At 66.2% G+C, this 12,815-nt stretch carries 13 protein-coding genes; 8 read left to right on the top strand and 5 right to left on the bottom strand.

Features of this window, described 5'->3' with window-relative positions; translation table 11 throughout:
* The first annotated feature begins 86 nt into the window (after positions 1–86).
* The gene (locus D0Y85_RS03470; protein ID WP_117309557.1) at positions 87–1,145 is read left to right on the top strand and encodes a metal-dependent hydrolase; all 1,059 of its coding nucleotides are present in this window, start codon (positions 87–89) and stop codon (positions 1,143–1,145) included.
* Between the two features lie 79 nt (positions 1,146–1,224).
* Here D0Y85_RS03470 and D0Y85_RS03475 read toward each other — a convergent pair whose 3' ends face one another.
* From D0Y85_RS03475 to D0Y85_RS03495, 5 genes are all read right to left on the bottom strand, one after another.
* On the bottom strand, positions 1,225–2,052 hold the full coding sequence (locus D0Y85_RS03475; RefSeq protein ID WP_117309558.1) for a class I SAM-dependent methyltransferase: 828 nt from the start codon (positions 2,050–2,052) through the stop codon (positions 1,225–1,227).
* Between the two features lie 10 nt (positions 2,053–2,062).
* Positions 2,063–3,058, bottom strand: coding sequence for a tRNA dihydrouridine synthase DusB (gene dusB, locus D0Y85_RS03480; protein WP_117311837.1), 996 nt, complete (start codon positions 3,056–3,058; stop codon positions 2,063–2,065).
* Between the two features lie 184 nt (positions 3,059–3,242).
* Positions 3,243–3,653 carry a hypothetical protein gene (locus tag D0Y85_RS03485; RefSeq protein ID WP_117309559.1) on the bottom strand — a complete coding sequence of 137 codons (411 nt, stop codon included), beginning with the start codon at positions 3,651–3,653 and terminating at the stop codon, positions 3,243–3,245.
* A 131-nt stretch (positions 3,654–3,784) separates the two neighbouring features.
* Positions 3,785–4,750, bottom strand: a complete 966-nt coding sequence (locus tag D0Y85_RS03490; protein WP_117309560.1) for a ribokinase — start codon at positions 4,748–4,750, stop codon at positions 3,785–3,787.
* Positions 4,751–4,776: 26 nt separating this feature from the next.
* Entirely contained in the window at positions 4,777–6,075 is a 1,299-nt protein-coding gene (locus D0Y85_RS03495; protein WP_032974926.1) for a nucleoside transporter C-terminal domain-containing protein, read from the bottom strand.
* Between the two features lie 193 nt (positions 6,076–6,268).
* On the opposite strand from D0Y85_RS03495, the gene D0Y85_RS03500 reads away from it, so the two are divergent.
* From D0Y85_RS03500 to D0Y85_RS03530, 7 genes are all read left to right on the top strand, one after another.
* Positions 6,269–7,240, top strand: a complete 972-nt coding sequence (locus D0Y85_RS03500) for an aldo/keto reductase (RefSeq protein ID WP_117309561.1) — start codon at positions 6,269–6,271, stop codon at positions 7,238–7,240.
* 198 nt (positions 7,241–7,438) lie between these two features.
* Complete coding sequence (locus D0Y85_RS03505; RefSeq protein WP_005412278.1) at positions 7,439–7,633, top strand: hemin uptake protein HemP; 195 nt, start codon at positions 7,439–7,441, stop codon at positions 7,631–7,633.
* 152 nt (positions 7,634–7,785) lie between these two features.
* The gene (locus D0Y85_RS03510; RefSeq protein WP_205420729.1) at positions 7,786–9,972 is read left to right on the top strand and encodes a TonB-dependent hemoglobin/transferrin/lactoferrin family receptor; all 2,187 of its coding nucleotides are present in this window, start codon (positions 7,786–7,788) and stop codon (positions 9,970–9,972) included.
* Positions 9,973–9,976: 4 nt separating this feature from the next.
* On the top strand, positions 9,977–10,579 hold the full coding sequence (locus D0Y85_RS03515) for a Hemin transport protein (protein WP_117309562.1): 603 nt from the start codon (positions 9,977–9,979) through the stop codon (positions 10,577–10,579).
* A gap of 72 nt (positions 10,580–10,651) precedes the next feature.
* Positions 10,652–11,587 carry a DUF6607 family protein gene (locus tag D0Y85_RS03520; RefSeq protein ID WP_117309563.1) on the top strand — a complete coding sequence of 312 codons (936 nt, stop codon included), beginning with the start codon at positions 10,652–10,654 and terminating at the stop codon, positions 11,585–11,587.
* Positions 11,588–11,852: 265 nt separating this feature from the next.
* Positions 11,853–12,383, top strand: a complete 531-nt coding sequence (locus D0Y85_RS03525; protein ID WP_117309564.1) for a hypothetical protein — start codon at positions 11,853–11,855, stop codon at positions 12,381–12,383.
* 151 nt (positions 12,384–12,534) lie between these two features.
* Positions 12,535–12,774: a hypothetical protein gene (locus D0Y85_RS03530; protein WP_117309565.1), complete on the top strand. Its 240-nt coding sequence runs from the start codon at positions 12,535–12,537 to the stop codon at positions 12,772–12,774.
* Positions 12,775–12,815 lie beyond the last annotated feature (41 nt).

The following is a 12,815-nucleotide window of genomic DNA, read 5'->3' on the forward strand; positions in this document are numbered from 1 at the left end:
CTGCGGCCGCACTGGCAGCTGACTGACGCGCCGCCGGGCAGGAAACCGCCGCTGCACGAAGATCGCCAAGCCGCTAGCATCGGCCGATGGACTCATTGACCCAGATCGTTCTTGGCGGCGCCGTCGCTGCCGCCATCGCCCCGCCTGGACACCGCCGTGCCGCCCTGCTGGCCGGTGCCGCGCTCGGTACCCTGCCGGACCTGGATGCCCTCTGGCTGGGCTTTGCCGCCGCCGACCCGGTGGCGAACATGACCGACCATCGCAGCTTCAGCCATTCGCTGCTGGTGCTGCCGTGGGTGGCCGCGCTGATCTGGTGGCTGTTCAAGCGCTTCGGCAACGGCCGGGTGGCGCAATCACCGCTGCGCTGGTTCTGGGCGATCCAGCTGGCGCTGGTCACCCATCCGGTGCTGGATGCGTTCACTGTCTACGGCACGCAGCTGTGGTGGCCGTTGCAGCCACATCCCGCGATGGGCTCGAGTGTCTTCATCATCGATCCCGGCTACACGGTGTGGCTGCTGCTGGGCTGCGTGCTGGCCTGGTTCGGCCGCGGGCGACCGTGGGTGGGCAAGGTGCTCTGCGTTGCGTTGCTGCTCAGCAGTGCGTACCTGGGCTGGGGGCTGATCGCCAAGGCACAGGTCGACCGCGCCGCGCAGCAGAGCCTGGCCGCGATGGGCCTGGGCGACGCGCCGCGGTTCTCGGTGCCGATGCCGTTCAATACCCTGTTGTGGCGGGTCGTGGCGATGACCCCGAATGGCTACGTGGTCGGTGACCGCTCGCTGGTGGCCGACCACGGGCCGATGCGTTTCGAGGGGCATCCGTCCAACGTGCAGGCCTTGCGCGAAGCGGCGGGAATTCCGGCAGTACAGCGCCTGCAGTGGTTCAACCGTGGCTTCATGCGCGCACAGGTGGTGCACGGCAGGTTGGTGCTGAGCGACCTGCGCATGGGACTGGAGCCGGACTACACCTTCAACTTCGCGGTGGCCGAGCAGGTTGATGGCCACTGGCGCGCGATCGTGCCCGAGCAGTTGCGGGTGGACTACAGCAACCCGGCCGCGCGTGCCGATGCCGGCCGCCGGTTGACGGCGATGTGGCAGCGCATCTGGCACGAGCCGGCGGCGGCGGACGGCGCCGCCGCGCACCCGTAGATCCACCCCATGCGTGGATGGCGCAGCCCATCAGCACAGTAGATCCACGCCATGCGCGGATGGCGTGTACCGCGGCCGCTCAATACACCGTGGCGCGGCCCTGCACGAACGAATAGAAGAACACCGCGTTCGGATCGTTCTGCACCAGCCGGAACTCGCGGCGCATGCCCTCCACCGTCTCTTCGTCCACCGTGCCGGCCTGCAGCAGCTGGTCGGCCGCCGACAGCAGCAGCTGTTCCCAGAACGCGATCATGGTCTTGCGACGTGCCGGTTCGCGGTTGTCCAGATGGATGGTCTTGATCTCGGTGTGCACATCGCGGAAGCCACCGGCCAGCAGTAGGTTGCCCAGCTTGGCGCCGACGAACGGATCACCGCCGTGGTCATACTGGAAATCGTTGAAGGCCATCCAGTAGCGCCAGATGTGCGGCGAATACGGATCAAGCAGGAACGAGGCATTCATCACTTCAGTGATGTACACCGGCGAGCCCGGGGCCAACACGCGGCGTACTTCACTCAGCACGCGCGCCGGCGAGGGTACGTGTTCCAGCACCCAGCACAGGAACGCCGCATCGAAGCTGCGCGCCTCGAAAGGCAGTTCGCCGGCATCGGCCTGCTGCAGGGTGTAACGGTCGCTGCACCACGGCGTGCGCGCCAGGTTTTCCCGCGCGGTTTCCAGCTGGGCCTCGCTCAGGTCCACGCCGGTCACGTGCAGCTCGGGGAAGCGGCGCAGCAGGATCTCGGTCTGCGCGCCCACGCCACTGCCGACTTCCAGCAGGCGCTTTGCGCCGCTGTAATCGATCTGGCCGAAGATGCTCGATTCCAGCAGGCGTGCCTGGGTCATCAGGCGCTGCTGCTCGGTGCCGGAGAACCCGTGCAGGTAGGTCGGGGAAGAAATCGGCGGGGTCATGGCGGCGGGCTCAGGCAGCGGAAGACATCGCCGGTTCCCCGGCGATCAGGCGGTCGAAATAGTCGGTGGTCAGCGCGATCTGGCTGGCCGGGTCTTCAGCACGGTTGACCACCGCGCGGAACGCGGCATTCTCCGGCCGGTCCTTGGCGTACCAGCCCAGGTGCTTGCGCGCGATGCGCACACCCTGCGGTTCGCCATAGAAGTCGTGCAGCGCGTGCAGGTGGCCGAGCAGGATGTCGCGCACTTCGGCCAGCGACGGCGGCGGCAGCTCCTCGCCGGTGGCCAGGTAATGCGCCACTTCGCGGAAGATCCACGGCCGGCCCTGTGCGGAGCGGCCGATCATCACCGCATCCACGCCGGTCTGCTGCAGGACGAAGGCGGCCTTCTGCGGCGAATCGATATCGCCGTTGGCGATCACCGGGATGCGCAGCGCGGCCTTGATCTCGCCGATCGTGGCGTACTCGGCCTGGCCGGTGTAATACTGGTCGCGGGTACGGCCGTGCACCGCCAGCGCAGCGATGCCACTGTCTTCGGCGATACGCGCGATGAGCGGGCCATTGCGATGGTCGCAGTCCCAGCCGGTGCGGATCTTCAGCGTCACCGGCACGTCCACCGCGTTCACCACTGCTTCCAGGATGCGCGCGACCAGCTGCTCGTCGCGCATCAGCGCTGACCCCGCCCAGGCGTTGCACACCTTCTTGGCCGGGCAGCCCATGTTGATGTCGATGATCTGCGCGCCATGGTCGACGTTGTAGCGCGCGGCCTCGGCCAGCTGCTGCGGCTCGGTGCCGGCGATCTGCACGCTGATCGGCGCCGGTTCACCCGCATGGTCCATGCGGTGGATGGACTTGCGCGTGTTCCAGAAGCGCGGGTCGCTGATGGTCATTTCCGAGGCGGCCAGGCCTGCGCCCAACCGTTTGCACAGCAGGCGGAAGGGTTTGTCGGTAACGCCGGCCATGGGCGCCAGCACGACGTTGGGGGCAATGGAGTACGGGCCGATCTGCATGCGCCCATTGTAGGGCGCGGCCGGTGCCCCGGCTGGATTGGCGGCGTTCCGGTTCAGGCCGATCCGGACCGACCTCATGCCGGACGGGCATCAGCAGATGCTTGATGGTCGCTTCCGTCGCCCCCATGGGCAGGGAAGGATGGGGGGTTGGGGCTGCGCTGCGCGAAGACCCCTGCGGCTGGATTCAGCGGGCCGCGCCGAAGGCGAACGCCAGGCCTAGGGCCAGGCAGGCCAGTGAACTGAGCAGCCAGAACCGGCGCCCGTTGTAACCCGGGCGGAGCACGCCCAGCGCGAACCCCATGGCGGCGCGCAGCAGCAACAGCGTGGCGATGCCGGGCAGCACCCAGTCACTACCGGGCAACGGCGCATGCCGTGTTGCGGCCAGCGCGTAGAGGGCCCAGGCCAGCAGGACGGCGGTAATGCCGGCTGTCATCAGCGGCGGCCACCAGTGCCCGGCCGCGGCCAGCCGGATCACCCGTCGGCCGGCACCGAAGCGTTCATACCAGGAGGCACCGAAGGCGATGCAACCGATGTGCAGCAGGGCCGCAATGGCACTGCCGGCGGCCGCGATCAGCAGCCAGGGGAATCCATCCATGCGCCGATGGTGGAAGCGGCCGCGTTCCGGGGCAATGCGTCAGAGCGTCGCACACCGCGCATGCAGGCCTGCGCGAAAAAAAGCCCGGGTGTCTGCACACCCGGGCTTCTTCATCCACGCATGGCGTGGATCTACTTCACTTCGGCATCGGCCGGGGTGAAGCGCGGCATCGCCGCCGCTGCGCCTTCCTTCTCGGTCGAGCGACCGGCGAACTGGTTGGCAAAGCGCACGTGGCGGGCGAACGGAGCGTCCGGCACCTGTGCCATCGAGGCCACCAGCGCACCGTTGAAGGCATCGCCGGCACCGGTGGTGTCGATCGCCTGCACCTGTTCGGCACCCACGCGGTAGTACGGCTGGGTGTCGCCACGCAGGTGCTCGTCGGCATGCGACACGAACACGCCCACCGAACCCAGGGTCACCACCACCGTGCCGTTGCCGACCAGCTTGCGGCACAGCGCGTGCAGGCTGGCACCGTCCAGCGCGGCGACGTCGTTGGCATCCACGCGCTCGCCGACATGACGGCCGAGCAGGGCGGCGAACTCGGTTTCGTTCGGGGTGATCACATCGGCCAGCTTCAGCAGGCCGATGCTCGACGGGGCGTCGGCCGGGGCGGCGTTGAGAACGGTGGTGACACCGGCCTCGCGGGCCACGGCCAGGGCCGCTTCGATGGTCTGCACCGGCGATTCCAACTGCACCAGCACCACTTTGGCAGCGGTCAGCAGGGCCTGCTGCTGCTGCACGAAGTCGGTGCTCAGCGCCGCGTTCGCACCCGGACCGATGACGATGGTGTTGCGGCCACGGGCATCGACGTAGATGCCGGCGGTGCCGGTCGGCTCGCTGCTGGCTTCGGCGATCAGCGCGAAACCATCCTGCGCGGCCAGGTCACGGGCGGTGGCACCACCGGCGTCGTCGCCCAGCGCACACAGGAAGCTGGTGTCAGCGCCGGCACGGCAGGCGGCAACGGCCTGGTTGAAACCCTTGCCACCGGGACCGGTGCTGTAGCGGCCGGCAATGGTCGCACCCGGTGCCGGCAGCGACTCGCACCGCCACACGTGATCGACATTGAAGGAACCGACGACAACGACACTGCTGCTCATAGGGAATCTGTTCTCGAAACTAGGGTTCAGCTGAAATGCGTCAGCACGCCGGCGATGGTAGCCGTCATGAAGGTGGCGATGGTACCGCCCAGCACCGCGCGCAGGCCGAACTTGGCCAGGTCGTGGCGACGTTCCGGTGCCAACCCGCCGATGCCGCCAATCTGGATCGCGATCGAACTGAAATTGGCGAAGCCACACAGCGCGTAGGTGGCGATCAGGCGACCTTCGTCGGACAGGCTCATACCCGGCACCTGGCCATTCACGATCTTCGACAGTTCGGTGTAGGCGACGAACTCGTTGATCACGACCTTCTGGCCGATCAGCGAACCGACGGTGGTGGCGTCGGCCCACGGGGTGCCGATCACCCAGGCGATCGGGGCCAGCACGTAACCGAAGATGGTCGACAGGTCGGTCGGCTTGCCGATCGCAGCCGCCAGGCCGGTCACTTCACCGATCCAGGTCAGCGGCGCATTGAGCAGGGCGATCAGGGCGATGAAGGCCAGCAGCATCGCACCGATGTTCAGGGCCAGCTTCAGGCCGTCACCGGCGCCGGCGGCGGCCGCGTCGATGATGTTGCTGGAGGTCTTCTCCACTTCCATCTTGACCGTGCCGCGGGTCAGCGGGGTGCCGGTTTCCGGAATCAGCAGCTTGGCCACGACCAGGGTGGCCGGAGCCGCCATGATGCTGGCCGCCAGCAGGTGCTTGGCGTAGAACGCCTGCTGCACCGGATCGCCACCGCCCAGCATGCCCACGTACGCGGCAAGCACGCCGCCGGCGATGTGGGCCATGCCGCCGATCATCATCGTCAGCAGCTCGGACTGGGTCATCCTGGCGATGTACGGACGCACCGTCAGCGGCGCCTCGGTCTGGCCGATGAACACGCTGGCACAGACGCTGGTGGTTTCCGCACCGGACACGCGCATCACCTTGGTGATCGACCAGGCCATCACCCGCACGATCGCCTGCATGACATTGAGGTGGTACATGACCCCCATCAGCGCCGAGAAGAAGATGATCGTCGGCAGCACCTGGAAGGCGAAGATGAAACCGTAGTTCTTGACGTCCATCAACGAGCCGAAGATGAACTTCGAACCTTCGTTGACGAAGCTCAGCACCTTCACGAAGCCCTGGCCCAGCGCATCGAACACGTCGCGCCCGCCCGGTACCAGGATCACCAGGGCCGCAAAGGCGATCTGCAGGGTGATGCCGGTGGCGACCAGCTTCCAGTCCACCGCGCGCTTGTTGTTGGAAAACAGCCAGGTGATGCCGATCAGCACCGCCAAACCGAACAGGCCGAAGCCGATCCTGCCCAAACCTTCGACCATCTGAGTGACTCCCCTGGGGCGTCGCGAAAAACGGGAAGCCTAGTGCAGGGCAGGGGCCGGAGCAAGGAAAAGCCGTCTGCGCGCGGCCATCGGCTCCGATCAGGCCAGCAACAGCAAGGGGTTGCGCCTGCCGGGACAGGTAGAATGGTGGCTTGATCCCGGCCCGTATGCGGGCCCGCAGCAGGAGAATCGCATGCTCTACCGTCGCCTTGGCTCCACCGGCCTGCCGATGTCCGCCCTGTCCTTCGGCGCCTGGGTGACCTTCGGCGACCAGGTGCCGCGCGACGAGGCGCGCAACCTGGTGGCGGCGGCCTGGGACCATGGCATCAACTTCTTCGACAACGCCGAGGGCTACGCCAACGGCCGCGCCGAGCAGGTGATGGGCGATGTGATGGCCGACCTGCGCCTGCCGCGCGATGGCTTCTGTGTGTCCAGCAAGGTGTTCTTCGGCAGTGCCAAGGACCCCCGGCCGACCCAGCGCGGCCTGTCGCGCAAGCATGTGACCGACGCCTGCCATGCCGCACTCAAGCGCCTGCGGGTGGACTACCTGGACCTTTATTACTGTCATCGTCCGGATCCGGACGCGCCGATCGCTGAGACGGTGCATGCCATGGACACCCTGGTCCGGCAGGGCAAGGTGCTGTACTGGGGCACGTCGGAATGGTCGGCGAACCAGATCCAGGAGGCGGTGGACATCGCCGCGCGCCACAACCTGCAGGCGCCGTCGATGGAGCAGCCGCAGTACAACCTGCTGCACCGGCAGCGGGTGGAAGTGGAGTACGCGCCGCTGTATGCCACCGCCGGACTGGGCACCACGATCTTCTCGCCGCTGGCCTCGGGCCTGCTGAGCGGCAAGTACGACGAAGGCGTGCCGGCCGATGCGCGCCTGGGCCGCGAAGGCATGGGCTGGCTGCAGGACCTGGTACTGGGCGACAACGCCGATGAGCGTTTGTCCCGGGTGCGCCGCTTCAGTGCGGTGGCCCGCGAGCTGGGTCACGCCCCGGCCAGCCTGGCCATCGCCTGGTGCCTGCGCAATCCCAACGTTTCCAGCGTGATCCTCGGCGCCAGCCGGGTCAGCCAGCTGCTGCAGAACCTGCAGGCGCTGAACGTGCTGGCGCAGGTGGACGACGCCGGCTGGGCGCAGGTGGAAGCCGTATTCGCCTGAGGAACGGGGACAGGTGGCAGGGCCGAACCCACGCTCGGTCGGCCCTCCCCGAGCCCAGTCGGGCCCATTTCAATAGATGGTAGCTATCGAATTTTAAATTTCGATCATTAATTCCATCAATGAAGTTGAGAATGGTTGTTGATTGTGAACTGAGAATCATTATCATTTAACCCGTCCCTCGCACGAGTCCAGATGCTCATGAATGCTCAACCTGTACTGCTGCGCCCCGAAACGCTGACCCTCCGCGACCGCCCGGTGCGTGTCGTGCCGCCGGAAGAGGTCATCGACAGCGAAGCCCTGCTCAAGGGCCGTCGTGAAATCCTGATCCAGCACGGTGACCGCTTCTACCGTCTGCGTCATACCAGCAACGACAAGCTGATCCTGACCAAGTAACGCGGTCTGGTCGCCCGCCTCCCTCCCTCCTGTCGGCAGCACCGGCAGGGTGGGCGACCCGTCCGCGCCTGCTCTCTCCCCCTCGGTCTACCGTTCATGCCTGTCTGGTGTGGCGGTGGCCGGGGGTTCCCCTGCCTGACCGAACGATGCCGATGACCCGCCCGACTGCCCTTTCCATTGCCCTGTGGATGGCTCTGCCGCTGTCCGCCCACGCTGCTGCCGATGCCGCGCCCGACGCGCGCGAGTTCGATCGCGTGCAGGTCAGCGCCACCCGTACCGAACGTGCGGTCAGCGATGTCGCCGCCACCGTCGATGTGATCGACCGCGAGCAGATGGACCGGCAGCTGGTACAGGACATCAAGGATCTGGTCCGCTACGAGCCGGGCCTGTCGGTCAGCCGCAGTGCCACCCGTTTCGGCCTCGGCAGCATCCGCATCCGTGGCCTGGATGGCAATCGCGTGCGCATCCAGACCGATGGCATCGCCATGCCGACCAGCTTCAACATCGGCTCGTTCTCCAACGCCAATCGCAACTTCACCGACCTGGACACGCTCAAGCGCGTGGAGATCGTGCGCGGCCCGGCCAGTTCGCTGTACGGCTCGGACGCACTTGGCGGCGTGGTTGCCTTCGTCACCAAGGATCCGGCTGATTACCTCAAGGATGGCAAGGACAGCTACGTCGGCCTGAAATTCGGCTACGACGGCGAGTGGAAGGGCCTGCTCGGCGGCGTCACCAGCGCCTTCGGTGGCGAACACTGGAGCGGCATGGTCAACATCAACCACCGCCAGGGCCAGGAAACCGACAACAAGGGCGATGTGCGCAGCGATGACAACACGCGCACCGCGGCCAACCCGCAGGACCGCGATGGTCGCAGCGGCCTGGCCAAGCTGGTCTATGCGCCCAGCGAAGACCAGCGTTTCCGCCTGACCGTGGAAGGCAACGAAGACAACACCGATACCGATGTGCTGTCCTCGATCGACCGCACCACCACCACCGGCATGAAGGCGCGCGACAAGCAGAACCGCACCCGCGTGTCCTTCGCCCACGAGATGGATGCGCTGGACAAGGGCTTCGCCGACAGCCTGCACTGGCAGGTCTACACGCAGGACAGCGAAACCACGCAGCGCACCGATGAGGCGCGCGCCAACGGCAGCCGCCGCCATCGCCAGTTCAGTTTCGACCAGCGCGTGTATGGCCTGCAGGCGGTGTTCAACAAGGCCTTCAGCACCGGCAGCGTCGAACACGCGCTGACCTATGGCTTCGATGGCGCCCGCACCGAGATCCGCCAGAAGCGCGATGGCTACCAGGTCAGCAATCGTGGCGTGGTCAGCACGACGATCCTGCCCGACGCGTTCCCCGTGCGCGATTTCCCGATCAGCAAGACCACCGAGCTGGGCCTGTACGCGCAGGATGAAATGCGCCTGGCCGATGGCAGGCTGTCGCTGGTGCCGGGCGTGCGCGTGGACCGCTACGAACTGAAGCCGGACGTGGACAGCATCTTCGCCGAGGACAACCCCGGCGTGGCCGTGTCGGAGCTGAAGAAGACCAGCGTGTCGCCGAAGTTCGGCCTGGTCTATCGCTTCACCGACGAGTGGTCGCTGTTTGCCGGTTACTCGCGTGGTTTCCGCTCGCCGCCGTACAACGACGTCAACCTCGGCTTCACCAATTTCGCTTTCGGCTATACCGCCATTCCCAATCCGGACCTGAAGCCGGAAACCAGCGATGGCGTTGAACTGGGCCTGCGCTTCCTGTCGCCGGCGGCGTACGTGAGCGTGAGCGGCTACTACAACGACTACAAGGACTTCATCGAGTCGCAGACGCTGGTGGGTACCAACCCGCAGGGCCTGATGGTGTTCCAGTCGCGCAACATCGCCGACGCACGCATCTACGGCGCCGAACTGAAGGCCGGCGTCGACTTCGGCCAGATCCGTCCCGCACTGCAGGGCTGGGCGTTGCGCAGTGCGGTGGCGTGGTCGCGCGGCGACAACAAGACCGAAGACACGCCGCTGGATTCGGTCGATCCGCTGCGCGGCACTGTCGGCCTGATGTACGACACCGATACCTGGGGTGTCGAACTGGCAGGCACCTTCGTCAAGCGCAAGGACCGGCTGGCCAGCACCACCACCTATCGCCCGGCGGGCTATGGCGTGGCCGACCTGATGGCGCACTGGAACTTCGCCCCGGGCGCCACCTTCAACGTCGGTGTCTTCAACCTGGGTGACAAGCGTTACATCGACTGGTCCAACGTCGGCTCGACCCTGTCGGCCACCAGTACCGTTCTGGACCGCTATACCAGCCCCGGCCGCACCCTGTCGGCCAGCCTTGCCGTGTCCTGGTGATCCCATGAGCCGAGCCCTGTCCGCGCGTCGCCTGCCGTCCTCCCTGTCGCGTTCGTCGCTGCGGGCCTGGCCTGCGCCGGCACAGCTGGCAGCGCTCGGCACCGTGTTGTGCCTGTATCACGCCGATGGCAACGAGCTGGGCGGTTGGCGCCAGGCGGTATCGGTGCATGCCTGCCAGGGCGTGGACAGCGAGGGCCTGCGCGAAAGCCTGTGCTTCCTCGATGCACGTGGCCGTTGCGTGTGGCGCCTTTACCTGTTGCCGGACAGCGATTTCCTGGCCTGGGACCGGCTGCTGGCGACGCTGCCGCCGGGTCCTTCGCACGATAGCGATGGCAGCGTCGGTGAGCGCCTGTGGCGGCGCCTGGCCGGGCACCTGGGCGGACAACGCTGGCGTCTGTGCACGCTGCGCCTGCACGCCGCCGACGAGGGCCGGACCCTGGCCGCCAGCCTGTCCACGCTGTCTTCGCTCGGTGCCGCCACCGCGCGCCGCATTGCACGCATGGAAGGCGCCGAAGGCGAACTGGCGATCGACGACTGCTGTTGCGCCGACGCCGCACGCCGCCCTGCCGCGCGCGCTCCCGGCGACCTGCCGCTGGTCCGCCTGTGACCTGATTGCGATGGATTGCCTGCCGGCCAGGATGGCCTTTCCACGAAACCTGCAACCCCGAAGGAAGACCCGATGAAGTTCCAGACAGCCAGCGTGATGGTGCTGCTCGCCGCCAGTGGCGCCGCCAGCGCGCAGCCCTCCGACATCGCCCGCGACCATGACAGCATCCTTGCCATGCAGGGTGAGTACACGGTGGATTTCGCTTTCGATGAGACCGTGCTGCTGAAGCCGGGCTACGAGCGCGCGCCGGCCATGCGCAGCGGTGGCAACGAAGTGGTGATCGTGGTCGAGGACACGCCGAAGCGCATCGTGCTGCAGCACCTGCTGCTGGACGAGAAGAGCGGCCACGTGACCAAGCACTGGCGGCAGGACTGGGTGTATGAAGCGCCGAACCGCTTCGAGTTCAGCGCCGACCAGACCTGGCAGGTGCGCACGATCGCGGCCGCAACCAACCAGGGCGCCTGGACCCAGTGCGTGTACGAAGTCAGCGATGCACCGCGCTACTGCGGCACCGGCACGTGGACCTACCTCAACAACGTGCCGACCTGGACCAGCGACATCAGCTGGCGGCCGCTGCCACGCCGCGAGTACACCAAGCGCAGTGATTACAACGCGCTGGCCGTGGTCAACCGCCACACCCTGACCCCGAACGGCTGGACCCACGAGCAGTTCAACACCAAGGTGCAGCGCAATGCGGATGGCAGCCAGGTTGAAATCGCCCGCGAATTCGGCTTCAACGACTACATCAGGACCACCGAGGTCGACTTCACCCCGGCGCGCGACTACTGGAAGGCCACCGCCGGCTACTGGAACAAGGTGCGCCAGCGCTGGGACGGCTACCTGACCCAGGCCCCGGGCGTGCACCTGAAGACCAAGCTGGACGGCATGGCGATGATCATCCCGTTGTTCACCCAGGCCGAGGACGTGCAGGCCGGCAAGAAGGTGAAGGACGCGCAGATCGACGAAGTCTTCGCCAAGTACGTGGAAAAGGCGCCGAAGGAAGGTTGATCGGCGCGCTGCGGTGCCGGCCTGGCCCGGCACTGCATCCACGCATGGCGTGGATCTACCGGACGTGCGCTGCTCTGGTGGGTGCCGAGCTTGCTCGGCACGCTCTCCGGCGGTGACCGCATGTGGCATCCATGCATCGTGCCGCTTTTTTTGTGCCGGATGCGTCTCGCTATGACGCATTTCACTGCGATTTTCCGCGTATTTCTGCGAGAGGCGGGCACGCGATAGGATGGGCAGCCCGTGCTGTCCACGATCTTCCCCGTCGATGAAACTCTCCACCCTCTGCAGTCAGCTGCTGCCCGGCGAAGCCTGCGATGACATCGACGGCTTCTTTCTCGAAATCGATGACTTCGAAGAGGTGCCGATTGTTTCGCGTTTGCGGCGGATCGACGAATTGCTAGCGCGCCTGGGGCCTCGATGGACATCGGCCTATCTGCTCAGTCTCTGCAACCACTTGCTTTCAACCGTCCGCATTGCTGGCAAGGTGCGCGGTGGGACGGGCCCGGAGATGTTTCTGGCATTGAGCTTCACCGACTTCGAGCTGCATGCGGAGGAGGGCGTTTTGCTTCCCAGCGTCTTCTACTACCCAGGCGCCGAAGGCGTTGCCTTGGGGGATCGCCTTCTGCGCGATTGCGGCACGATCATCTCGGCGGAAATCGCGCTGGTGCGCTCCGTGTTCGAAGATGCAGGCATGCTCGCGGGCTTTCGCTTCTGCGAAAGCCGCACTGATGGTCCCCCGGCCCACGACGTCGTCCGTGTCTTTGCGATTCCAGTGCCCGAAGGCAGCGAGTGCTGAGGGTGAGCGTGCCAGATCCCCCGATGTTCGATGACTACCTGACCAACCCGATAACCTACGACCGTCTCGAGCAGCGTTTCCTCGACCACTTCGACGCCGACATCTACGCCGCCGGGCTGCGCCCCGAGGACTTCCGAAGCCGCACTACAACGTGTTCTTCGTCGATGGCACGAAAGACCGTGAAGCCAATCCTGTTTTTTCCGCTAAGCACCTGCCCAGCGGCAACCTCGTCCGTATCGTCATTTTCGAAAGCCACCCGGAATACACCGAAGTTCACAATCGGGTAGGAGATAACGACGACCAGGACGGGCTCTGCCTGCTCATGGCGCTTCCGGACATGCAGTGCGCGATGGACATGACCGTGGCCTGGGCGAAGCAGCAGGCGTCGTGAACCGCATCCACGCATGGCGTGGATCTACCGGGATCATCGGT

Origin of the sequence: Stenotrophomonas sp. G4 (assembly GCF_003428825.1) — a bacterium.
Lineage (GTDB): Bacteria > Pseudomonadota > Gammaproteobacteria > Xanthomonadales > Xanthomonadaceae > Stenotrophomonas > Stenotrophomonas indicatrix.